This window comes from Luteibacter sp. 329MFSha, assembly GCF_900111665.1.
GTDB lineage: Bacteria > Pseudomonadota > Gammaproteobacteria > Xanthomonadales > Rhodanobacteraceae > Luteibacter.
The window spans coordinates 681299-705464 of sequence record NZ_FOJE01000001.1; the positions used below are offsets into that span (position 1 = coordinate 681299).

Consider the following 24166-nt stretch of genomic DNA (forward strand, 5'->3'; position numbering starts at 1 on the left):
AGGATCACGATGCCCGCCTTACCCGAACGCATGCAATCAGGCACGCCCTATCCCCTGGGTGCGACCTGCGACGGCATGGGCACCAACTTCGCCGTCTTCTCCGCCCATGCCGAGCGAATCGAGCTGTGTCTCTTCGACCCCTCGGGCAAGCGCGAAATCGCGCGTTACGACCTGCCCGAGTGCACGGACGAAGTGTTCCACGGCTACCTGCCGCGTGTACGTGGTGGAACGTTGTACGGGTTCCGCGCGCACGGCCCGTACGCACCGGAGGAAGGACACCGTTTCAACCCCAACAAGCTCCTGCTGGACCCTTACGCGCGGCTGCTGCAGGGCCAGGTCCGCTGGTCAGACGCGCTGCACGGGTATCGCGTGGCCTCGCCGCGCGCCGACCTGTCGTTCGACCGGCGTGACAGCGCGGCGGCGATGCCGAAGGCCGTGGTGGTCGACGAACCCATGCACTGGACGCAGGGCAACCGTCCGCACACGCCGTGGAACGAGACGGTCATCTACGAAACGCACCTGAAAGGCTTCACGAGGAACCTCAAGCGCATCCGTCAGCACGAGCGCGGCACGTTCATCGCCCTGGCCGATCCGTATGTCATCGATTACCTCGTCAAGCTCGGCGTGACAGCGGTGGAGCTGCTGCCTGTGCATGCGTACCTGCAGGACCGTCGCCTGACGGAGATGAAGCTGCGCAACTACTGGGGCTACAACACGCTCGCTTTCTTCGCCCCCGAGCCGGCCTATCTCGCGGAGGGCGCGCTCAACGAGATCCGGGCCGCGGTGCAGGCGCTGCACGCGGCGGGCATCGAGGTGATCCTCGACGTGGTCTACAACCACACCTGCGAGGGCAGCGAGCTGGGCACGACGATGTCGTTCCGCGGCCTGGACAACAAGAGCTATTACCGGCTCATGGAGGACAACCCGCGTTACTGCATCAACGACACGGGTACCGGCAACACGGTCAACACTGCGCATCCGCGCGTGCTCCAGCTGGTGATGGATTCCCTGCGTTACTGGGTACAGACGTTCCATGTCGACGGATTTCGTTTCGACCTGGGCGTGAGCCTGGGACGCGAGGGGGATCGGGGCTTCGACCCGAACTGCGGCATGTTCGACGCGATGCGCCAGGATCCGGTGCTGGCCAACGTGAAGCTGATCTCCGAACCATGGGACATCGGTCCCGGCGGGTACCAGCTGGGCAATCATCCGCCGGGCTTCGCCGAATGGAACGGCAAGTACCGCGACGACATCCGCAAGTTCTGGAAGGGCGACGCCAACATGCGCGGCGCGCTCGCGGGTCGCCTGCAGGCCTCCGGCGACCTGTTCGACCACCAGCGCCGCAAGCCCTGGGCCTCGGTCAACTTCGTCACCGCGCACGACGGATTCACGCTCGAGGACCTGGTCAGCTACAACGAGAAGCACAACGAAGCCAACGGCGAGGACAACCGCGACGGCGGCAACGACAACGAGAGCTACAACTACGGCGTGGAAGGTCCGACCGATGATCCGGCCATCCGCACCCAGCGCGACCGCGTCAAGCGCGCGATCCTGGCGACGCTGTTCTTCTCGCACGGCACGCCGATGCTGCTGGGCGGCGACGAGTTCGGCCGCACGCAACAGGGCAACAACAACGCGTACTGCCAGGACAACGACATCTCCTGGTATGACTGGAAGCTGGCGACCTCGGACGCGGGCAGGCAACTCACCGACTTCGTCGGCCTGCTGACGCGGCTGCGCGAGCAGCACCCGACGCTGCGGGCCAAGCACTTCCTGCGTGGCGACACCGACGTGGTGCCCGGCATGAAGGAGGTCGCCTGGTTCGACGAGAGCGGCACCGAGATGAGTCAGGAAACCTGGGGCTACACGGAGGGGCGCCTGCTCGCGGTTCGCCGCGCGCAGCTGCACGGCGAGAAGCGGGCGGACGTCACGCTGGTGATGCTCAACGCGACGCCGGAAACCCACGTGTTCCACCTGCCGCAGCCCGGGGCGAACTGGCGCCTGCGCTGCAACACGGCGGAGCCTGGCGCGCAGGAGATCCCCTGGAGCGAACCGTCGATCGAGGTGCAGGGCCGTAGCGTCGTGCTGCTGGCCGCGACCGTGAAGCTGGAGAGCGCATGACCGCCGAGTCGTTCCATGCGATGCCTTACGGCTTCAAACCCCTGGGCGATGGACGCACGCGCTTCCGCCTCTGGGCGCCCGACGCCGAGAAGGTCGTCATCGAATTCGACGAGGCGGAACCGACGACGATGCGTGCGCTGGACGATGGCTGGTTCGAGTGCATCTGTCCCGTGGAGGAGGGGGCGGGCTACCGGTTCCGTATCGACGGCCGCGACGGCGTACCCGACCCGGCGTCCAGGCGTCAGCTGGACGGCGACGTCCATGGCTACAGCGTCGTGACCGATCCTGCGGCCTATCGCTGGCGGAATCAGGAATGGCGTGGCCGGCCGTGGCGCGAGACGGTGATCTACGAGCTGCACGTCGGCGCGCTCGGCGGGTTCCACGGCGTGGAGATGGTGCTGCCGCACCTCGCGTCGCTCGGCATCACGGCGGTGGAGCTGATGCCGATCGCGCAGTTTCCGGGCGAGCGCAACTGGGGCTACGACGGCGTGCTGCCCTTCGCGCCAGCGGCGGCTTATGGCTCGCCGGAGGATCTCAAGTCGCTGGTCGACACGGCGCACGACCTCGGCCTGATGGTGTTCCTCGACGTGGTGTACAACCACTTCGGTCCCGAGGGGAATTACCTCGGCGCCTACGCGTCGCCGTTCTTCGACGAGTCGGCGCACACGCCGTGGGGCGCGGCGATCGGCGTCGCCACGCCGCAGGTCGGCGATTTCTTCGTGCACAACGCGCTGTACTGGCTCGAGGAGTTCCGCTTCGACGGCCTGCGCTTCGATGCCGTGCACGCCATCGGCAATCCGGGCTGGCTCTCGTCGCTGGCCGCGCGCGTGCGCGCGGCGACGGGCCCTGACCGCCACGTCCACCTGGTGCTCGAGAACGAGGCGAACCAGGCGAACCTGCTCGGCCCGGGACGTTTCGACGCGCAGTGGAACGACGACTTCCACAACGCGCTGCACGCGCTGGTCACGGACGAGAACGAGGGCTACTACGCGCACTACCATCCCGCGGCGATGGAGAAGTTGCTGCGCAGCCTGCAGGAAGGCTTCGCGTTCCAGGGCGAGGCGATGGGAAACCGTCGGCGCGGCGAACCGAGCGGTCACCTGCCCGCCGCGCGCTTCGTCAATTTCGTGCAGAACCACGACCAGGTCGGTAATCGCGCGTTCGGCGATCGGCTGACGACGCTCATCGCACCCGAGACGATGGAGGCCGCGCTGGCGCTGTTGCTCCTCGCGCCCTTCGTGCCGCTCCTGTTCATGGGCGAGGAGTGGGCGAGTCGCACGCCGTTCCTGTTCTTCACCGACTTCCCCGACGAAGATTTGCGCAAGGCCGTCCGTGACGGCCGGCGCAGGGAATTCGAGGCGTTCACCAGCTTCGGCGGCGAGGAGATTCCCGATCCGAACGACGGCGACACCTTCCGCTCGTCGATTCCGTCGCGCGACCCCGACGCCGGCGAGGCACGACGCGTGCTGCTCCGCGAGTTGATCGCCCTGCGCCAGAAGCACGTCGCGCCGCATATCGAGAGCGCGCGCGGAGCGGGCGCGCTAGCGCTCGGTGCGCGCGCGCTGCGCGCGTCGTGGACGCTCGGATCGTCGACGCTGACGCTCTTCGTCAACCTCGGAGACGAGGACGTCACGGTCGACCCGCCACCTTCTCCGACATCGGCATGGCTCCACGGCGATGCCGCCGACATCGCGACCCTTTCCCGCGGCGTGCTTCCCGCGCGCCGCACCCTTGCCAGCCTGGAGTCCTGATCCCGTGAACGCCTCTCTCGACGATCGCCTTGCCGTACTGGCCGAACAGGCAGGCATCGACGTGCACTGGCGGGACGCGCTCGACCGGCCGCAGGTGACGCCTCCCGACACCTTGCGCGCCGTGCTGCGTGCCCTTGGGCTCGCGGCGGACAACGCCGACGACATCGAGGCCAGCCTGCGGCGCATCGAGGACGAGCGCAGCGGTCGCGAGATCCCGCGGTTGCTGACCGCCGACGCGGCGGGCCGGCTCGCGCTGCCGGCCTCGCCACGCGGACGGGCCTGGAAGATACTGCGCGAAGACGGCGGCGTCGTCTCCGAAGGCGAACTGCCGTCGAGCGAGCGCGAGATCGCGGCGCCTTCCGAGCCGGGCTATTACACGCTCGCCCTGGGCGACGACGAGGTCACGCTCGCCGTGGCGCCGTCGCGTTGCTTCGGCGTCGCGGACGTGCGCGACGCGCATCGTCCGTGGGGCATCGCCGTGCAGATGTCCGGCCTGCGCCGGCCGTCCGACGGTGGCATCGGCGATTTCACCGCGCTGGAGCTGTGCGCGCGCGCGGCGGCGGAGAAGGGCGCCGACGCCCTCGCCATCAGCCCGCTGCACGCGCTGTTCGCGGCGGCGCCCGAGCGGTACAGCCCGTACGCCCCGTCGAGCCGCCTCTTCCTCAACGGCCTCTACATCGACCCGACGCGCACGAGTGGCGAGCAGACGGTGCGCGCCGTGATCGACACGCACAACCTGCGCCAGGAGCTGGCCGAGCTCGAGTGGCTGGAGCTGATCGACTGGCCGCGCGCGGCGCGTGCGCGCATGACGATCCTGCGTTCGGTCTACGAGTGGGCCTCGGTCGACCTCGCGGGCTCTGAACGTTTCATGGCGTTCCGACGCGAACAGGGCGAGCCGCTCGAACGGCATGCGCGCTTCGAAGCGTTGCATGCGGACTTCACCGCGCATGGGCGTCCGGGCGGCTGGCAGGGATGGCCGGCGGAGTTCCACGATCCGGCGGGCCCGGCCGTGGCGGCGTTCGCGCGCGAGCACTCGCGCGAGGTGGCGTTCCACGCCTGGCTGCAATGGCTCGCGTCGCAAGGCCTGGCCGGCGCGCAGCAGGCCGCGCGCGACGCCGGCATGAAGATCGGCCTGATCGCCGACCTCGCCGTGGGCGCGGATTCGGGCGGCAGCCACGCCTGGGCGCACCAGGGCGAGGTCCTCAGCGGCCTGTCCGTCGGCGCGCCGCCCGATGCGCTGAACCGGCTCGGACAGGACTGGGGCCTGACGACGTTCTCCCCGCGCGGCCTGCGCGAGTCGGGGTTCCGTGGATTCATCGGCATGCTGCGCGCGGCCCTCGCGCACGCGGGTGGCGTCCGCATCGATCACGTGCTCGGACTGAAGCGCCTCTGGATGGTGCCGCACGGTGCCGGCGCGACCGAAGGCGCGTACGTGCGTTACCCGCTGACGGACATGCTGCGCCTCATCGCGCTGGAGTCGCACCTGCATCGCGCGATCGTCATCGGCGAGGACCTCGGCACGGTGCCGTCCGATTTCCGCGGGACGATCGGTGAAAAAGGGCTGCTTGGCATCCGCGTGCTCTGGTTCGAACGCGCCGCGGACGGCGGCTTCATCGCACCGACGGAGTGGTCGCGCGAGGCGATGGCGACGACGAGCACGCACGATGTGCCGACGGTTGCCGGCTGGTGGAGCGGTCGCGACGTCGAATGGCGGCGCCGGACCGGTCTCGACAATCCCGAGGTCGACGAGGTCGCCGAACGCGAGAACGATCGGCACATGCTCTGGCGCGCGCTGTACGCCTCCGGCTCCGCGTGGAACGAGGAGCCGCTTCCCGCTCAGGACGACATCTCACCGGTCGTCGTGGCGGCCGCGCGTCACGTGTCCCTCGCGCCCGCACCGTTGGCGATCTTCCCGGTGGAGGACGTGCTCGGACTGCACGAGCAGCCGAACCTGCCGGGCCCAACCGACGCCGTGCATCCCAACTGGCGGCGGCGCATGCCCGATTCCTCGGCGCGTCTGTTCGACGGCCCCATCGCCCATGCGGTCTGCTCCGCCATCGACCAGACCCGGAACCGTTCATGAGTCCTCCGCGCGCACTGGCGCGCCTGCAGTTCCATGCGGGCTTCACGCTCGACGACGCCGCGGGCGTCGTGCCTTACTACGCTAGCCTCGGCGTCAGCCATCTCTACGCCTCGCCGATCCTGCGCGCGCGCGCCGGTTCGACGCATGGCTACGACGTGGTCGATTGTCATGAGGTCAATCCCGAGATCGGCGGCGAGGACGCGCTGCGTCGTCTCGTCAAGGCGTTGCGCGACCATCGCATGGGCCTCGTGGTCGACATCGTGCCCAACCACATGGGCGTGGGTGTGGAGAACGCATGGTGGATGGACGTGCTCAGGCACGGCCGCGAGAGCCGCTACGCCGGCTACTTCGACATCGACTGGCAAGCCCCCGATCCGTTGCTGCGGGGAAGGCTGCTGCTGCCGATCCTCGGAGCGGGCTACGACGAGACGCTGCGCGCCGGGCACCTGAAACTGGAACACCGACGCGGCGAATGGGTGCTCCGGGTTTACGACGATCGCCTGCCGCTCGCGCCGGCGACGGTGGCCGGCCTCGCCGACGATGCCGCGGCCACGCACGACGCGTCGAGCGACGAGGGCAGGGCGGCGCTGCATGCGCTCATCGAGAAACAGCATTACCGCCTCGCGTTCTGGAAGCTCGCGAGCGACATGGTCAACTATCGCCGCTTCTTCGACATCAACGAACTCGCCGGCCTGCGTATCGAACGCACGGCCGTGTTCGAGGACACGCACAAGACGATCTTCCGGCTTTACGCCGAGGGGCTGATCGACGGCGTGCGCTGCGACCACGTGGACGGCCTCGCCGATCCGCGCCGCTACTGCCGCCAGCTGCGGCATCGGCTGGAACGCCTTCGTCCGACGCGACCCGAGGGTGCGCCGCGCGACGGCGCGTATCTCGTGGTCGAGAAGATCCTCGCGCACGACGAGGCGCTGCGCCTCGACTGGCGCACGGACGGCACGACGGGCTACGAGTTCATGGACCAGGTGTCGGCCGTGCTCCACGACGAAGCCGGCGAGTCGTCGTTGACCGGTCTGTGGCGCAGCCTCACGGGCGACGCCGCCGACTTCGGTACGCAGGCGGTGCGCGCGCGGCGGCAGATCCTCGTCGACAGCTTCGAAGCGGAACTCGATCGAACCGCGCGCGCGTTGTTCGCCGCGGCGCGCGCCGACGTGGCGACGCGGGACGTGTCGCTGGCCGCCATCCGCCGTGTGCTCGTCGAGCTGCTCGTGCATTTCCCCGTCTATCGCACGTACGCGGGCGGCACGGGGCGCGACGCGTACGACGAAGCGGTGTTCGCCCGCGCGGTCGAGGGCGCGCTGCGCACCATCCGCGTGGAAGACGTCGAGCTGCTGCACCTGGTGGCCCGTTGGCTGGGAGGCGAGGCGCCGCGCGCGCTGCCGCCGGGCCCGGTGCGACGTGCGCGCGAACGGGCCATCGCCGTCTTCCAGCAGGCCACGTCGCCGGTCGCCGCGAAAGCCGTGGAAGACACGGCGGGCTACCGATACGGCCGCCTGCTGTCGCGTAACGAGGTGGGCGTGGACGCCGCGCACCTCGCGATGCCCCCTGCGGAATTCCACGCGCGTTGCATCGAGCGCGCCGACACCGTGCCGCACAACCTGCTCGCCACGGCCACGCACGACCACAAGCGGGGCGAGGACCTCAGGGCGCGGCTCGCCGTGCTTTCCGAGGAGGCCGGTCGGTGGGTGGTGACGGTCGAGAGATGGCGGGCGCGTCACGCCGACCTGCGCCAGCGGGCCGAGGGCCGCATGGCGCCGTCGGCGTCCGAGGAACTGATGCTCTACCAGATGCTGGTGGGCGCCTGGCCGCTCGATCTGGCGCCCGACGATCAGGAAGGCGTCGAGCGCTTCGCCTCCCGGATCGCCGCGTGGCAGCGCAAGGCGCTGCGCGAGGCCAAGCGCTGGACGCGCTGGACCTCGCCCAACGAACCCTACGAGGACGCCTGCGAGGATTTCCTGCGCGCGCTGCTGTCGGGCGACGCGGCGGCCGAACTGGCGGCGTTCGCCGGCTACATCGCGGCGCCCGGCGCGGCGAACGGTCTGGCCCAGACGGTGCTTCGCCTGACCACCCCGGGGGTGCCTGACCTTTATCAGGGCACCGACTACTGGGATTTCAGCCTGGTCGACCCGGACAACCGGCGGCCGGTCGATTTCGCGGCGCGCCGGGCGTCGCTCGAAGGGGGCCTGGCTCCCGCGGACCTATTGCCGACGTGGCGCGGGGGCGCGATCAAGCAGGCCATCATCGCGCGGCTCCTGCGGCTGCGCGCGAAGCATCCTGACCTGTTCGCCCAGGGCGGGTACCGGGCGCTCGACGCGACGGGACCCGCGGCGGACCATGTGCTTGCGTTCGTGCGGGAGCGTCGCGGGGAGCGTCTCGTGGTGGCCGTCGCGCGGCACACGGCCCGCTGGCTGGGCGGTGCCGACGGCCCCGCGATCCCGGCGGCGTGCTGGGAAGGCACGACGTTGCAGCTTCCCGACGGGGACTGGACGTCGGTGCTGGGCGAGGGGACCGTCGAGGGCGGGACCGTCGCCGCGGCCGATCTCTGCGGCGGGCTGCCGTGTGCCGCGTGGCTGTCCCGGCACGGTTGATCCTCGTCGCGAACCCATCGCCGATACGATCGGCTCCCACCCTCCGGTAGCCACACCCGGAGGTGGGAGCCGATCGCATCGGCGATCCCGCGAAGCGGGCACCTCGCGACAAGCCGCGACCGAAGGGGTGGGAGCCGATCGCATCGGCGATCCCGCGTCAGCGGGCCGGGTGCCGGGGACGCGGCGATTCAGGCCCGGAGCGACTCCACCAGTGCGACGTAATCCCGCATGGCTTGCTCGCGCGTGGTGCCCTTCAGCTTGCCCCAGGCCTCGTACTTCGCGGTGCCCACGAAGTCGAAGAAGCCGGGTTTGCCGCCGTGGACGTCGCCCTCCGATCCCTGCTTGTAAAGCGCGTACAGCCGCAGGAGCGTGTCGTTGTCCGGGCGGTCGTCCAGGCCCATGACCGCATGGGCGGCCGCCTCGAACCGGCGCTGGAGCTCATCGGACATGCGGCGATCGCCACCGGCACAGGGGAAGGTTCCGGGCTTGTAGCACGGCCCCCGGAGGCTGTCCATGGCCGGGATCCGGCCGCCGACGCGATATCATGGCGGTTTCGCGCGAGAGGTTGTTCCCATGGCCCATCCGGCTGCCGTCCCCGTCCTGACCATCGACGGCCCCTCCGGTTCGGGCAAGGGCACGATCAGCCGCCTCGTCGCCGAGCGACTGGGCTGGCACCTGCTCGATTCCGGCGCGCTGTACCGCGCCGTGGGCTACGCGGCGGGCGAGGAGGGCATCGATCTTTCGGACGCCGAGGCGGTCACCCGCTGCGCCGAAACCGTGAAGATCCGCTTCCGGGCCAGCGCCGACGGCGGCGAGACCCGGGTATTGGTCAATGGGCACGACGCCACCGACGAACTGCGCACGGAGACGGCCGGCGCCGCCGCCTCCGCGATCGCCGTGATCCCGTCGGTCCGCCAGGCCCTGGTGGACCTCCAGCACGGCTTCCGCAAGGCGCCGGGCCTCGTCGCCGACGGCCGGGACATGGGGACGGTGATTTTCCCCGATGCCGCCCATAAGTTCTTCCTGACGGCCAGCGCGGCCGAGCGCGCGAAAAGGCGCTATAAGCAGTTGAAGGATAAGGGGCTCAGCGTTACACTTGCGGTCCTGCAACGAGAGATCGAGGCGCGCGACGAGCGTGATGCGTCGCGGCCGGTCGCCCCGTTGAAGCCCGCCGAGGGCGCCGTGGTGATCGATACCACGGGCATGCCCATCGATGCGGTGGTGGCGAAAGTATTCGCCGTGGTGCGTCCGTAAGGCGCATCCGGCATTGGTGTCCGCGCAGTGCGCGCGGGCTCTTGGCAACGGTGCAGGGCGTCCCTTTTCAGGCATTCCCGCACCCACAACCGGTGGGTCCCCCGTCCGTTTGCGATCACGAAGGTACGCGAACGCGGGTACGGCCTTTCATAACCCTGGAATCAACATGACTGAAAGTTTTGCCGAACTGTTTGAACAGAGCCAGCAGGCCATTTCCAAGCTGAAGCCCGGCTCCATCGTCACCGGTATCGTTGTGGAAATCCGCAACGACGTGGTGGTGATCAACGCCGGCCTGAAGAGCGAAGGCATCGTCCCCATCGAGCAGTTCAAGGACGAGTCCGGCGCGCTGGAAGTGGAAGTGGGCGACGAGGTCAAGGTCGCGCTCGACGCGCTCGAAGACGGCTTCGGCGAGACCAAGCTCTCCCGTGAGAAGGCCAAGCGTTCGATGGTGTGGGACGACCTCGAGCAGGCGTTCGACAAGGAAGAGACCATCACCGGCAAGATCTCCGGCAAGGTCAAGGGCGGCTTCACGGTCGACATCAAGGACGTCCGCGCGTTCCTGCCGGGCTCCCTCGTCGACGTGCGTCCGGTCCGTGACCCGGTCTACCTCGAGGGCAAGGACCTCGAGTTCAAGATCATCAAGCTCGATCGCAAGCGCAACAACGTCGTCGTCAGCCGCCGCGCGGTTGTCGAGACCGAGTTCTCGGAAGAGCGCGAGAAGCTGCTCGAGCGCCTGACGGAAGGCGCGGTCGTGAAGGGTGTGGTGAAGAACCTCACCGATTACGGCGCGTTCGTCGACCTCGGCGGCATCGACGGCCTGCTGCACATCACCGACATGGCGTGGAAGCGCGTGCGTCACCCGTCCGAAGTCGTCAACGTCGGCGACGAGCTGGACGTCCGCGTGCTCAAGTACGACCGCGAGCGCAACCGCGTGTCGCTCGGCCTCAAGCAGCTCGGCGACGACCCGTGGGTCGCCATCGCCCGCCGCTACCCGGTCGGCAGCCGCCTGTTCGGCAAGGTCTCCAACGTCACCGATTACGGCTGCTTCGTCGAGATCGAGCCGGGCGTCGAAGGCCTCGTGCACGTCTCCGAGATGGACTGGACCAACAAGAACGTCAACCCGGCCAAGGTCGTGCAGGTCGGTGACGAGACGGAAGTCATGGTCCTCGACGTGGATGAAGAGCGTCGTCGCATCTCCCTCGGTATCAAGCAGACCCGCTCGAACCCGTGGGAAGCCTTCGCCGCCATGCACAAGAAGGGCGACAAGGTCTCCGGTCAGATCAAGTCGATCACCGATTTCGGTATCTTCATCGGTCTGGAAGGCGGCATCGACGGTCTCGTCCACCTGTCCGACATCTCGTGGCAGGCATCGGGTGAAGACCTCGTCCGCAACTTCAAGAAGGGCGACGAAGTCGAGGCCGTGGTTCTCGCGGTCGATCCGGAGCGTGAGCGCATCTCCCTCGGCATCAAGCAGATGGAGCAGGATCCGTTCGGTCAGTTCATGGCCACGAATCCGCGCGGCACGGTCCTGACCGGCACGGTCCGCGAAGTCGACGCCAAGGGCGCGACGATCGACCTCGGCGAAGGCGTCGAGGGCTACATCCGCGCGAACGACATCGCCAAGGAACGCGTGGAAGACGCCACGCAGTACCTGAAGGTTGGCGACGCCGTCGAGGCGAAGTTCACCGGCATGGATCGCAAGGGCCGTCAGCTGCAGCTGTCGATCCGCGCGAAGGACGAGGAAGAGCTGGCCGATACGATGGCCGACTACCAGTCCGCCGCCGGCGGCACGACCAAGCTCGGCGCGCTCCTCAAGGAGCAGATGAACAAGGCCGACTAACCGTCGGGCGAGGGGCGGCCAACACCGCCCCTCGCTGTTGTTCCACCGTATTTGCGTCAGTTCGAGAACCACCAGGGGACCCATGACAAAGTCGGAACTGATCGAGGCGCTGGCGCGGCGCCAGACCCACCTTGCGTTCAGCGACGTGGAACTAGCCGTCAAGAGCGTGCTCGAACAGATGAGCCACGCCCTCTCCACGGGCGAGCGCATCGAGATCCGCGGCTTCGGCAGCTTCGCGCTCCATTTCCGTCCGCCGCGCATGGGACGTAACCCCAAGACCGGCGAGGCCGTCGCCCTGCCGGGCAAGCACGTCCCGCATTTCAAACCTGGCAAGGAATTACGCGAACGCGTGAACCTCGTCGAGGAAACGAACGCCGCGCTCTGACGCGGCGTTTTTTTTGGCGCGGCCGACGGCCGTCTGCCGTCCCAAGCGCCCGAAACCTGTACGAAAAGCGAACCGGTGGGCACCACCGTGTTCAGCTTTCGGGTACAGTCGCCGGATGCGTCTCATAGCCATCCTTTTCCTCTTGCTCTTCGTCGCCGCGGGCATCGTCTTCGGCGCGCTGAACGCCGATCTGGTGCCGTTCGACCTGGGCTTCGCCCGACTTTCGCTCCCCAAGGGCGGCGCCATGCTCGCCGCGGTGCTGGTGGGCTGGATCCTCGGCGGCATCACGGCCTGGCTGGGCACGTCGCTGAGCCATCGGCGGCGACGTCGGCGCGAGCGTGACGGAAGCAAGGTAGGCAACGCGACCGCCGCATGAATCCGATCTGGCTGCTGGCGCTCGTTCCCCCGCTTGCCTTCGCCTGCGGCTGGTGGCTCGCCCGCCGGAATCTCGCGCGGCGTTCGGGCGATCGCGTCAACGAACTTTCGTCCGATTACTTCCGTGGCCTGAACTACCTGCTCAACGAAGAGCAGGACAAGGCGCTGGAGGTGTTCCTGCGCCTGGCCGAGTACAACCGGGACACCGTCGAGACGCATCTGGCGCTGGGCAACCTGTTCCGCAAGCGCGGCGAAGTGGACCGCGCGATCCGTCTGCACCAGCACCTTGTGTCCCGTCAGGGGCTGTCGGATGAGATGAAGACGGTGGCCCTGCTGGAGCTCGGCGAGGATTACATGCGCGCGGGCCTGCTCGATCGCGCTGAAACGTTGTTCTCCGATCTGGTCGCGATGGACGCGCTGGCGCCGTCGGCGCTGCGTCACCTGATCGCGATCTACCAGCACGAGCGCGAATGGCACAAGGCGATCGATCATGCCCGCCGCCTCGAGGCGATGACGGGCGAGGACGAGTCGCCCATGATCGCCCAGTTCTATTGCGAACTGGCGGAGCAGTCGCGCCAGCACGGTGCGCGTACCGAGGCGCGCGACTACGTGCGCGAGGCCTTCGTGTGCCAGCGCGACTGCGTGCGCGCGCACATGATCGCGGGTCGCCTCTCGTCGGAAGACGGCGAGATCGAGCAGGCGATCGCCTCGTACGAGGCCGCGATCGCCGCCGACATCGCGTTCGTGCCGGAGATCCTCCCGCCGCTGCTCAACTGCTACGCGCGCTCGCAGCAGATGGACCGCGCCGAGTCCTTCCTGCGCGAGATCATGGAGCGCTACCACGGCATCTCGCCCGTGCTCGCGTTGACGCGGCTTTACGAGGGCAGGGACGGCGAGCGCACCGCGATCGACTTCCTCACGGGCCAGCTGCGCAAGCGGCCGTCGGTTCGTGGCCTGATGGCGCTGATCGACGCGACGATGGACAAGGTGTCCGGCGAGGCGCGCGAGAATTACCTGATCCTGCGCGACCTCACGCGCAAGCTGCTCGAAGGGCAGGCGATGTATCGCTGCAGCCGTTGCGGATTCGGAGCGAAGGCGCACCACTGGCAGTGCCCGAGTTGCAAGAGCTGGGGCACCGTCCGCCCCATCCATGGCGTCGCCAACGAATGACGCTCCCGGTCTCGCCCGCCGCCACGCTCGCCGGCTGCACGCTCGTCGCTTTCCTCGTCTCGTTCGCCTGCGTTCGCGCGGCGATCGCTTATGCGCATCGCCGCGGCATGCTCGACGCGCCGGGGCGCCGGCGCTCGCACACCCTGCCCACGCCACGCGGCGGAGGCATCGGGATCGTCCTCGGCGCGCTGGTGGGCATGCCTGCCGCGCTGCTGATGCTTCCCCTGTCCCCCGGGCCCGCGACGGTCGGCGCGTTCACGGTGGCGACGATCGCGGTCGCTGCCATCGGCTGGCTGGACGACCACGGTTCGCTGCCGATCCGCCCACGGCTGGTGATCCAGCTGGCCGCGACGCTGCTGCTCTGTGTCGCCATCGCGTCCCTGACCACGAGCCTCTGGTGGGCCCTCCCGCTCCTGGTCGCCGGCGTCTGGTGCATCAACCTGCATAACTTCATGGACGGCATCGACGGACTCGCCGCGCAGCAGGCGATGTTCTTCGGCGCCGCCTCTGCGGCGCTGGCCTGGGCCGCGGGCAGCCCCGCGATCGCGGGGGCTGGCCTGGCGATGGCCGCGGCGGCGCTCGGGTTCTGGTGGTTCAACCGCTCGCCGGCGCGGATCTTCATGGGGGACGTGGGCAGCGGCACGCTAGGTCTCATGGTTTTCGCCATTTCGGCGATGTTCTGGGCTTTTCGCACGAACTTACTCTGGCCGTCGTTGATTTTTTCGTCGGCCTTCGTCATCGACGCCACTTTGACGCTGCTCGTGCGAATGCTGCGCGGTGCGCGCTGGTACACTCCGCACCGCGAGCACCTGTACCAATGGCTCGTGAGACGAGGGTCGTCGCACCGGAAGGTGGCCGCCGGCTATTTCGCATGGAACGTCCTCGTCTGCGTTCCCGTCGCATGGATCGCGTTCCGCCTGCCGGCGGTGGCGCCCTTGTGCTTCGGGCTCGTGTATCTGGTTGGAGCAGCGGTCTGGCGTACTGGCAAGCGTGGTTGCTTGCGTCGAAGGGAGCGACATGTTTCTGCGTAGGTTCATAGGCATCATCCACCCCCGCACGGCGGTCGTCGCGCACGACCTGGCCATGGCGGCGTTCGCATGGTGGATCGCCAAGTCGTTGCGCTACGCGCTGATGCCCGACCTCGCGCCGGTCACGTACCTGCCGATGGAGTTCCCCATCGTGCTGCTCGTGCAGGGCGCCGTGTTCAACTGGACGGGGCTGTACAAGGGCGTCTGGCGATTCGCCAGTCTTCCCGACCTGTGGAACATCATCCGCGCGACGGTGATCGGCGCGTTGATCATCGGCCTGGCCATGGTCATGTACGCGCGCCTCGACGGCGTGCCCCGGTCGGTGCTTCTGGTCTACCCGGTCGTGCTGGTCGTGCTCCTCGGCCTGCCACGCCTGAGCTACCGGTTCTGGAAGGACAGCCGCATCGACCTGTTCCAGTCGGCGCCGACCAAGCGCGTGCTGATCGTAGGCGCGGATCGCGCCGGCGAAGCCCTGTCGCGCGATCTGCGCCGCGACAGTCGTTACAGCGTGATCGGCTTCGTCGACGACAATCTGGCGCTGCGCGGCGCGCAGATCGGCGGCATACCGGTGCTCGGCACCGTCGACCAGCTCGCGGAGTTGTCGAAGGCCGTCGCGGTGCAGATGCTGCTGATCGCCGTGCCCGGCGCGACGACCGCGCAGATGCGCCGCATCGTGGCGTTCTGCGAAACGACGGGCCTGCCGTTCCGCACGGTGCCCCGCCTGGAAGACGTCGTGGCGGGCAGGGCGCAGTTCAACGAGATCAAGGAAGTCGCGATCGAGGATCTCCTGGGCCGCGACGCCGTGGAGCTCGACTGGACCGCGATCCGCGAGAACGTCAGTGGCCGCCGCGTGCTCGTGACGGGCGGTGGCGGCTCGATCGGTTCGGAGCTGTGCCGCCAGGTCGCGCGCCTCGGCGCCAGCTCGCTGACCGTCGTCGAGATGTCCGAGTACAACCTCTACCGCATCGGTCAGGAGCTCACCTCGGCCTATCCCGAGCTCATCTTCAACGGCGTGCTCGCCGACGCGCGCGACGCCACGGCGATCAACCGCCTGTTCGATGACACCCAGCCGCAGATCGTGTTCCACGCGTCGGCGTACAAGCACGTGCCGATGCTTCAGGGCCAGCTGCGCGAGGCATTCCGCAACAACGTGCTCGGCACCCGCATCGTGGCCGACGCAGCCGTGCGCTGCCGTGCCGAGTCGTTCGTGCTCATCTCCACCGACAAGGCGGTCAATCCGACCTCGGTGATGGGCGCCTGCAAGCGCATGGCGGAAATCTGGTGCCAGAACCTCGCAGCGCATACCTCGACACGTTTCATTACGGTTCGATTCGGTAACGTACTGGACTCCGCCGGTTCGGTGGTCCCGCTGTTCCGCCGGCAGATCCGGCAGGGCGGCCCGGTGACCATCACCCATCCGGAGATCTCGCGTTACTTCATGACCATTCCCGAGGCCTGCCAGCTGATCCTCCAGGCGGCCAGTCTCGGCAAGGGTGGCGAGATCTTCGCGCTCGACATGGGCGATCCGGTGAAGATCCGCGACCTCGCCGAGCAGATGATCCGCCTGGCGGGCAAGCGGCCGGGCTCGGACATCCAGATCGTCTACACGGGACTCCGTTCGGGCGAGAAGCTGTTCGAGGAACTGTTCCACCCGCTGGAGAACTACACGAGCACGACCCACGCGAAGATCTTCCAGGCCCAGCACCGACAGGTGTCGTGGGAACTGCTGCAGACCCAGCTGGCACGCGCCGAAGAGGCCGTGGCCGCGTTCGATGAAGAAACCCTGCGCCGGTGCGTGTCGCAGCTGCTGCCTTCCTTCCGTTGGAGCGAGCCGCAGAGCGACAACGTTCTGCCGCTACGCCGAAACGAAAGTGGAGACATTGCATGACCCAACCCCTGCGCAAGGTCGTATTTCCGGTTGCCGGCCTCGGTACGCGATTCCTTCCCGCGACCAAGGTGGTGGCCAAGGAAATGCTGCCGGTGCTCGATCGTCCGCTGATCCAGTACGCGGTCGACGAAGCCGTGGATGCGGGCGCCGATACGCTGGTGTTCGTCACCAACCGATACAAGCATGCGATCGCCGACTACTTCGACAAGGCCTACGAGCTCGAAGAAAAGCTCGCCGAGAAGAACAAGGACGAGTTGCTCTCGATCCTGCGCGGCATCCTTCCGCGCCACGTCCGATGCGTGTTCGTCACGCAGCCGGAAGCCCTGGGCCTCGGTGACGCGGTGCTTCGCGCCGAAGCCGTCGTCGGCGACGAGCCGTTCGGCATCATGCTCCCGGACGATCTGATCTGGACCAAGGGCAAGGGCGCCCTGCGGCAGATGGCCGATGTCGCGTTCGCGAACGACGCCGGCGTGATCGCCGTGGAAGAAGTGCCCGAAACGGACACGGACAAGTACGGCATCGTCGACGCCACGGAAGCGCTCAGCGACCGTGCCACCGTGATCCGTCACATGGTCGAGAAGCCGAAGCCGGCCGATGCGCCGTCCAACCTCGCCGTCGTGGGCCGTTACGTGTTGCCGGGGAGCATCTTCGGTTACCTGCACAAGACGACCCCCGGTGCCGGTGGCGAGATCCAGCTCACCGACGCCATCGAGAACCTGCTCAAGGACCAGGGCAAGGTGCTGGCCTACCGCTTCGAGGGCACGCGCTTCGACTGCGGCAACAAGGCCGGCCTCGTGCAGGCCACCATGGCCATGGCGCTGGAGGATCCGAAGCTCGCACCGATCGTCCGCGAGTTCGCGAACAAGGCCTGATCCAGCCGGGGGCCATCACGGCCCCGGTTTCCCCGCCGTAGGAGCGCGCCCTGCGCGCGACAGCTTTTCGCGAAACGCAACACGACCTGCTGCATCAGGCGAGAAGATGTCGCGCGCAGGGCGCGCTCCTACGGCGCCTTGCCGTCGCTCGCGGAACGGCGGGCACGCTTGCGAAAACCCACCCTCTTTGTTGCCAGCCGGACATCGCGATGATGCATGCATCGGAGCTACCCGGTGCGCGTCGCGTTGCCTAGCCTAAGGGCCATGTCATCGCCCCCGGCGCCCCCCGTCGGCCGCGACGTCCAACCGCATCGAAGAGGTCCTCATGAATCTGCCATCCCGGGGCGCGCTCGCGCGCGTCCTGCTCTGCATCGCCTCGGCGACGTCCCTCACGGGTCCGTCCGGTCCCGCGTTCGCGGCCGCTCCTCTGCAGGGCGGGCAGGCGCCGGGCTATTACCGGGTCATGGTCGGCGACATCGAGGTCACGGCGCTCAGTGACGGCACCATCGATTTCCCGATGGACGAGCTCCTGACCGGCGAACGCCCCGAGGCGATCCGTAGCGCTTTCCGGAAGGCTTTCCAGCCGCTGCCCGCGGAAACGTCGATGAACCAGTTCCTGGTGAACACGGGAAGCCGCCTGGTGCTCGTCGACACCGGCGCCGGCGACGCTTTCGGCCCGACGCTGGGGCGCATGCTCGCCAGCCTCCGGGCCGCCGGGTACGCGCCGGAACAGGTCGACGACATCGTGATCACCCACATGCACGCCGACCACACCGGTGGACTCGCGCGCGACGGTGAACGCGTCTTCCCGAACGCCGTGCTGCACATCGCCCGCGCCGACCTCGGTTTCTGGATGAATCCCGCGAATCAAGCGCGGGCTCCCGAAGGCGTCCGCGCGAGCTTCGCGGTCGCGCAGAAGGCGCTCGGTCCCTACATCGCCGCCGGCAGGCTCGCGCCGTTCGATGGCGCGACGCAGATCGTGCCGGGGGTCAGGGCGTTGCCCACGCCGGGACATACGCCGGGGCATACGTGTTACGCCATCGAAAGCAGGGGCCAGATGCTCCTCGCCTGGGGCGATGTCGTGCACGCCTCGCCCGTGCAGTTCGCCGATCCGTCGGTGCGGATCGCCTGGGACAGTCACGACCGCGCCGCGGAGCACGAACGCGAGAAAGTGTTCGCCGACGCCGCCGCCCGGGGCTTCCTCGTCGCGGGCTCCCACCTGCCATTCCCGGCGATGGGCCATGTCGCCAGGACGGCCGATGGAAAGGGCTACGCGTTCGTTCCCGTGACCTACTCGGTCAACCGGAAGCCCGCCCCGCCGGCACCGACATCGAAGTGACGCCCCGCGAACCGGACACACCCATCGTTCCACTGGAGAAGACCTCATGAATCCATCGTTTGCGAGCGCGATCGCCCCCCTGTTTTCCGACGGCGACGCCCGATGCATGGGCGGCATGGGCGTCATGCTGCGCGACTTCGTCTACATGGCCGACCCGGCGGGCGACGACGTCTACGCCGACCACGCCAACGCGCGGCACGTCCTCGCGCGGCTGAAGGGGCAGGAGACTCCGCGCATGCCGCCGGGCGGCACGCCGTGGGCCGACGAGAAGATCGCGCTTTTCGAGGCGTGGATGCGGGCCTGGCAGCCGTAATGCCGGGAGCGACGATGGCGGTAGCGAGTCAGGCGGTCACGGCGAGGCTGACGCAGGCGGCGATCTTCCTGGTGGCGGTGATCCACGCCGGCGACGAAGCGGTCGATGCGGTGCGCGCGTTGTGCTCCGACATGGCCGGGCTCACGCGCGGTATCGGCTTCCGGTTTCCCGAGCGGCACCTGTCGTGCGTCACCGGGATCGGATCCGAGGCGTGGAGTCGCCTGTACCCGGGCCCAAGGCCCGCGGGCCTGCACCGGTTCCGCGAACTGCGCGGTGAGCGGCACGCTCCGTCGACGCCGGGCGATCTCCTGTTCCACATCCGCGCGACGCACATGGACCTCTGCTTCGAACTCGCCACCCAGGTGATGGAGCGGATCGGAGCACACGTGACCACCGTCGACGAAGTGCACGGGTTCAAGTATTTCGACGAGCGCGATCTGCTCGGCTTCGTCGACGGCACCGAGAATCCGGTCGGTGCCGAAGCGGTGGCCGCGACGACGATCGGCGACGAGGACGCCGCGTTCGCCGGAGGCAGCTACGTGATCGTGCAGAAATACCTGCACGACCTGCGCGCATGGAACGCGCTGCCCGTCGAACGGCAGGAGACGATCGTCGGCCGGCGCAAGCTGTCCGACGTGGAACTGCCTGCGAGCGCCAAGGCGTCCTACGCCCACACCGTGCTGACCACCATCGATGAGGAGGGCGAGGAGCTGAAGATCCTGCGCGACAACATGCCCTTCGGCGATATCGGCAAGGGCGAGTTCGGCACGTACTTCATCGGCTACGCGCGCCATCCGTCGCGCATCGAACGCATGCTGGTGAACATGTTCGTCGGTAACCCGCCCGGAAACTACGACCGCCTGCTCGACGTCAGCACCGCGGTGACGGGAAGCCTCTTCTTCGTGCCGTCCGCCGCGCTGCTGGAGAGCGCGGCAACGCGCGCCCCGTAGCGGTATCAACGCACCGGCAGCGTCTTCAGGTACGTCGGCCGGCGGAACGCCTGCGCCTTCCGTTCCACGCCGTAGGCGATGCCGATCAGCGTCGGCTCGCTCCACTTCGCGCCGAAGAACACCACGCCGACGGGCAGCTCGTGCGCGAAGGCGACCGGCAAGGTGATCGAGGGGTAACCCGCGATCGCCGCGGGCGCGGAAACGCCGCCGACGGTCGGGTCGCCGCTCACGACATGGTCGCCCAGCACGAGGTCGTTGACGAAGGCGGGTCCCCAGCTCGGAGCGAGCAGGGCGTCCAGCCGGTCCTTCGCCAGCGCGGCGTCGATGCCTTCGGGGCCTGCGAGGCGCTTGTTGCGGTCGCGCATCGCGACGTACGCGGGATCGTCGATGCCGCCCTTCGCCTGCGCCTGCAGGAAGAGCTCCTGTCCGAACCACGGCATTTCCTTGGCCGCTTCGCGCGTGTTGAAGGCGATCAGGTCGGCCAGCGTCTTCATGGGCTGGTCGGGGCGGGTGGCGAGGTACGCCTCGATGCCGTGCCTGAACTCGTACAGCAGCACGTCCAGTTCGTGTTCGCCGAGTTCCTTCAGGTGCGGGATCTCCACGTCGTCGACGACGGTCGCACCCTCCGACTTCAGCAGCGCGATCGTCGTCTCCAGCGCGCGGTCGGCGTTCGGCTCGATGCCCGCGAGCTGCCGCACGACGCCGATGCGCTTGCCGCGCAGCGTGCCCGGGACGAGCACGGACGCGTAGTCGGAGACGTGCCGGTCGGCTTCCGCCGTGGCCGGGTCGCGCGGATCGCTGCCCGCGATCGCCGCGAGCACGGCCGCTGCGTCCGCGACGCTGCGCGCCATCGGGCCGGCGGTGTCCTGGCTCGCCGAGATGGGCACGATGCCCGCGCGGCTGACGAGCCCGACCGTGGGCTTGATCCCGACCAGGCCGGTCATGGAGGCCGGGCAGATGATGGAGCCGTCGGTCTCGCTGCCGATCGACACGGTCGCCAGGCCCGCCGCGATGGCGGCGCCCGAGCCGGCGCTCGACCCGCATGCGTTGCGGTCGAGCACGTACGGATTCACCGTGAGGCCGCCGCGCCCGGTCCAGCCACTGGTCGCGTGGGTGGAGCGCATGTTCGCCCATTCGCTCAGGTTGGTCTTGCCGAGGATGACGGCACCGGCCTTGCGCAGTCGCGCGGCCACCGCCGAGTCACGCGGCGCCGGCTTCACCGTGAGCGCGAGCGACCCGGCGCTGGTCATCATGCGGTCGCCCGTGTCGATGTTGTCCTTGAGCAGGACGACGATGCCCTTGAGCGGGCCCTCCGCGGGCTTGCGCGCGATGGACAGCGCGTCGGGATTCGTTTCGAGCACCGAGTTCACCGTGGAGCCCGACTGGTCGATCGTCGCGATGCGCTGGAGGAAGAGGCGCGTCATGCCCTCGGGCGTCAGCTCGCCCGAGGCGTAGGCGGCGCGCAGCACGGCGATGGAGGCGAACGCGTCGTCTTCTCCGGGCTGGCGCGTGGTCGCGGCGGCAACGGAAAACGAGGAGGCGATACCCGCGACGAGCGCGAGCGAGCGGGTCCAGCGGTGCGGCATGGTGTTTCCCCCGGGAGCGGAACGAAGCGTCGCACCGCATCTTACCCAAGGCGCGGGGGCATATACTCGACCGATGCCAAGCCCGGTCGCAGCGCGTCGCGGGCCACGCCAACGTGACGCCAGGGAGTGCCTTATGCGATGTCTTGTCCGCCGGCTGGTCATCGCCGCCGCGCTCGGTGCCGCGCCCGCCTGGGCGGCCGACCCGCCGACGGTTCCCGATACCCTGGTCCAGCGCATCGCCGCGTGCACGAGCTGCCATGGCGAGCACGGCGAGGGTGGGGACAACGCGTTCAATCCACGGCTGGCCGGCAAACCCGCCGGATACCTCGTGCGCCAGATGCAGGATTTCCGGCGCGGCCTGCGTCACTACGAGATCATGGAATACATGGTCGCGCCGCTGACCGACGACTACATGCGCGAGATCGGGGCGTACTTCGCCGCGCAGGAGGTTGCGTACCGGACGCATCCGGTGCCGTCGACGACGCCCGCCGCCATGGCGCGTGGCGAGCAGCTGGTGACACGCGGCGACAGCGGCCGCGGCATCCCCGCGTGCACGGCCTGCCACGGGCCGGGGCTGACGGGGGTGGAGCCCGACATCCCCGGGCTGGTCGGGCTGCCGTACGACTACATCAGCGCGCAGCTGGGTGCCTGGCGCACGAATACGCGCGGGACGGTCGAGCCTGACTGCATGGAGACGATCGTCGGGCGGCTGAGCGACGCGGACATCAGCGCCGTCGCGGCGTACCTCGCGCAGCGGCCCGTGCCGCCTGACGCGCATGCGACGGCGGCCGGCAGCGTGCAACCGCCGCTGCGCTGCGGCGTGCTGGGAGGCTGACCGATGACACGCGCCTCGCGACTTCTCGCTTTCCTCGCGCTGTCGTTCGTCACGCATGCGGCGCTCGCCGACGATGCCGTCGAACGTGGACGCTACCTCGCCACGGCCGGCGATTGCGCCGCGTGCCACACGCCGCGCGATGGCGCGCCGTATTCCGGCGGCCGCGTCGTCGCCACGCCTTTCGGCGCGATCCCGTCGCCCAACCTCACGCCGGACCGCGACACGGGCCTCGGCGGCTGGAGCGCGGACGATTTCTACCGCGCGATGCACGAGGGAAAGAGCCACGATGGCACCTCGCTGTATCCCGCGTTCCCGTTCACGTCGTACACGAAGGTCACGCGTGCCGATACCGATGCGATCTTCGCGTACCTGAAGAGCCTGCCCGCGGTGCGGCGGCCGTCGATCGAGAACACGCTGCGCTGGCCGTACCGCGTGCGGCCATTGATGGCCGCGTGGCGCGCCGTCTACTTCGACGAAGGCGAATACCAGGCGGACCCGAAACGGTCGGCCGCGTGGAATCGCGGCGCCTACCTGGTGCAGGGCCTCGGGCACTGCAACGAATGCCACACCCGTCGCGACAGCTTCGGTGCGCCGGTCGACGATCCGTTCCTCGCCGGCGGCATCGTGCCCGTGCAGAACTGGTACGCGCCCGACCTGTCGATGGGCCGGCACGGCGGTCTCGCCGGCTGGACCGAAGCCGACGTCGTCGCCCTGCTGAAGACGGGACGCTCGCGGAAGGGGACGGCTTTCGGCCCGATGGCGGAGGTCGTCCTGCGCAGCACGCAGCACCTTTCCGACACGGACCTCGCGGCCATGGCGACATACCTCGCCTCGCTACCGGAACGCCCGGCGCCACGGCAGCGCGAATCCGCCGCCGGCGCCCGCGAGCTCGCCTTGCGCGGGGGGACGGTCTACACGGAACGCTGCGCGACGTGTCACGGCGCCGACGGCCGCGGCAAGGGCGAGGCGTACCCTCCGCTGGATGGCAACGGCTCGGTGACCGATCCCACGGGCATCAACGCGATCCGCATCGTGCTCTCGGGCGGGTTCGCGCCAGCGACCGCCGCGAACCCGCGACCCTATTCGATGCCGCCGTTCTCGCAGATCCTCGGCGACGACGACGCGGCCGCGGTGGTCACGTACATCCGCCAGGCCTGGTCGAACAAGGCGGCCGCCGTGGCGCCCGGGGACGTGCGCGCCTACCGGTCCACGCCCGGAAGCTGAGCGCGCACGGCATCGGCCAGCGCCTGCCAGATGCCGACGTCCCACGATCGCCTGGCCTGCCCCGAAGGCGATGGCAGGACATAGGCGGGAACGCCCGCGAACGTGGCGGGCTGCGCGCCGTAACCGATGCCCTTGCCGAGCGCGGCGACGCCACCGTGCTTGCTGGTGAATGCGATCGCGCCGGGCGCGACGCGGCGGATCCTCGCCTCGAGCGCCGCGACGTCGAAGGCGTCGGCGGGAAGCTCGGCGTCGTTGCCGTAGTGGAATTTCGAAAGATCGGTGAGTCCGATGCCGAACGAGGTCAGCAGCGGGTATTCGGCGGGGGCGAGAAGACGCGGTGTCAGTCCCGTGGCGAACAGCGTTCGCCAGAACATGTTGCCGGGATGGGCGTAGTAGGCGCCCTCGCGCGCCGAGCGCGTACCCGCCGCGGTGCCGCAGAACACGAGGCGCAGCCCCGGTTCCAGCAGGTCGGGGAGCACGAAACCATCGGCGGCGGCAGGCGTGGGCATGGCGTGCACTTTACCCGGCCCGTGCTGCGTCACAACA

Annotated in this window: 20 protein-coding genes; 17 read left to right on the forward strand and 3 right to left on the reverse strand. The window is 68.7% G+C overall.

From position 1 onward, the window contains the following. Positions 1-9 precede the first annotated feature (9 nt). Genes glgX through treY form a run of 4 tightly spaced genes read left to right on the forward strand, consistent with a single transcriptional unit; the run spans position 10 to position 8561 of the window. Positions 10-2121 carry a glycogen debranching protein GlgX gene (gene glgX, locus BMW54_RS03005; protein WP_090052877.1) on the forward strand — a complete coding sequence of 704 codons (2112 nt, stop codon included), beginning with the start codon at positions 10-12 and terminating at the stop codon, positions 2119-2121. Continuing rightward, positions 2118-3872, forward strand: coding sequence for a malto-oligosyltrehalose trehalohydrolase (treZ, locus tag BMW54_RS03010; RefSeq protein WP_090052879.1), 1755 nt, complete (start codon positions 2118-2120; stop codon positions 3870-3872). Before glgX ends, treZ begins: the two co-directional genes overlap by 4 nt. Before the next feature lie 4 nt (positions 3873-3876). Beyond that, positions 3877-5955, forward strand: a complete 2079-nt coding sequence (malQ, locus tag BMW54_RS03015; protein WP_175472741.1) for a 4-alpha-glucanotransferase — start codon at positions 3877-3879, stop codon at positions 5953-5955. Next, complete coding sequence (gene treY, locus BMW54_RS03020; protein ID WP_090052882.1) at positions 5952-8561, forward strand: malto-oligosyltrehalose synthase; 2610 nt, start codon at positions 5952-5954, stop codon at positions 8559-8561. The genes malQ and treY overlap by 4 nt, the downstream gene beginning before the upstream one ends. 188 nt (positions 8562-8749) lie before the next feature. On the opposite strand, the gene BMW54_RS03025 is transcribed toward treY, so the two are convergent. Continuing rightward, on the reverse strand, positions 8750-9010 hold the full coding sequence (locus BMW54_RS03025) for an acyl-CoA-binding protein (protein WP_090052884.1): 261 nt from the start codon (positions 9008-9010) through the stop codon (positions 8750-8752). A gap of 124 nt (positions 9011-9134) precedes the next feature. On the opposite strand from BMW54_RS03025, the gene cmk reads away from it, so the two are divergent. The 11 genes from cmk to BMW54_RS03080 all read left to right on the forward strand — a co-directional run bounded on the left by cmk (position 9135) and on the right by BMW54_RS03080 (position 19975). Further along, positions 9135-9815: a (d)CMP kinase gene (gene cmk, locus BMW54_RS03030; RefSeq protein WP_090052886.1), complete on the forward strand. Its 681-nt coding sequence runs from the start codon at positions 9135-9137 to the stop codon at positions 9813-9815. Between the two features lie 166 nt (positions 9816-9981). Next, the gene (gene rpsA / locus BMW54_RS03035) at positions 9982-11655 is read left to right on the forward strand and encodes a 30S ribosomal protein S1 (protein WP_090052888.1); all 1674 of its coding nucleotides are present in this window, start codon (positions 9982-9984) and stop codon (positions 11653-11655) included. 82 nt (positions 11656-11737) lie between these two features. Beyond that, complete coding sequence (locus BMW54_RS03040; RefSeq protein ID WP_036113981.1) at positions 11738-12040, forward strand: integration host factor subunit beta; 303 nt, start codon at positions 11738-11740, stop codon at positions 12038-12040. Positions 12041-12155: 115 nt separating this feature from the next. Then, entirely contained in the window at positions 12156-12416 is a 261-nt protein-coding gene (locus tag BMW54_RS03045) for a LapA family protein (RefSeq protein WP_090052889.1), read from the forward strand. Continuing rightward, positions 12413-13585, forward strand: coding sequence for a lipopolysaccharide assembly protein LapB (gene lapB, locus BMW54_RS03050; RefSeq protein ID WP_090052891.1), 1173 nt, complete (start codon positions 12413-12415; stop codon positions 13583-13585). Before BMW54_RS03045 ends, lapB begins: the two co-directional genes overlap by 4 nt. A gap of 107 nt (positions 13586-13692) precedes the next feature. Further along, complete coding sequence (locus BMW54_RS03055; protein WP_254779024.1) at positions 13693-14616, forward strand: MraY family glycosyltransferase; 924 nt, start codon at positions 13693-13695, stop codon at positions 14614-14616. Then, positions 14603-16501 (forward strand): polysaccharide biosynthesis protein, encoded by a 1899-nt coding sequence (locus BMW54_RS03060; protein WP_090052894.1) that lies wholly within the window; start codon positions 14603-14605, stop codon positions 16499-16501. The genes BMW54_RS03055 and BMW54_RS03060 overlap by 14 nt, the downstream gene beginning before the upstream one ends. Further along, complete coding sequence (gene galU / locus BMW54_RS03065; RefSeq protein WP_090052895.1) at positions 16498-17373, forward strand: UTP--glucose-1-phosphate uridylyltransferase GalU; 876 nt, start codon at positions 16498-16500, stop codon at positions 17371-17373. Before BMW54_RS03060 ends, galU begins: the two co-directional genes overlap by 4 nt. Positions 17374-17698: 325 nt before the next feature. After that, the gene (locus BMW54_RS03070; protein WP_090052896.1) at positions 17699-18712 is read left to right on the forward strand and encodes an MBL fold metallo-hydrolase; all 1014 of its coding nucleotides are present in this window, start codon (positions 17699-17701) and stop codon (positions 18710-18712) included. A gap of 46 nt (positions 18713-18758) precedes the next feature. Further along, positions 18759-19025, forward strand: a complete 267-nt coding sequence (locus BMW54_RS03075; protein ID WP_090052898.1) for a hypothetical protein — start codon at positions 18759-18761, stop codon at positions 19023-19025. 14 nt (positions 19026-19039) lie between these two features. Next, positions 19040-19975 (forward strand): Dyp-type peroxidase, encoded by a 936-nt coding sequence (locus BMW54_RS03080; protein WP_254779027.1) that lies wholly within the window; start codon positions 19040-19042, stop codon positions 19973-19975. A 5-nt stretch (positions 19976-19980) separates the two neighbouring features. On the opposite strand, the gene BMW54_RS03085 is transcribed toward BMW54_RS03080, so the two are convergent. Then, the gene (locus BMW54_RS03085; protein WP_090052901.1) at positions 19981-21561 is read right to left on the reverse strand and encodes an amidase; all 1581 of its coding nucleotides are present in this window, start codon (positions 21559-21561) and stop codon (positions 19981-19983) included. Positions 21562-21694: 133 nt separating this feature from the next. On the opposite strand from BMW54_RS03085, the gene BMW54_RS03090 reads away from it, so the two are divergent. Next, positions 21695-22396 carry a c-type cytochrome gene (locus tag BMW54_RS03090; protein ID WP_090052903.1) on the forward strand — a complete coding sequence of 234 codons (702 nt, stop codon included), beginning with the start codon at positions 21695-21697 and terminating at the stop codon, positions 22394-22396. Between the two features lie 3 nt (positions 22397-22399). Further along, a complete protein-coding gene (locus tag BMW54_RS03095) occupies positions 22400-23620 on the forward strand; it encodes a cytochrome c (RefSeq protein WP_090052905.1) in 1221 nt (406 codons plus the stop codon). On the opposite strand, the gene BMW54_RS03100 is transcribed toward BMW54_RS03095, so the two are convergent. After that, a complete protein-coding gene (locus BMW54_RS03100) occupies positions 23596-24129 on the reverse strand; it encodes a mismatch-specific DNA-glycosylase (RefSeq protein WP_090052906.1) in 534 nt (177 codons plus the stop codon). The two genes, BMW54_RS03095 and BMW54_RS03100, sit on opposite strands and share 25 nt — an antisense overlap. Positions 24130-24166: the final 37 nt, after the last annotated feature.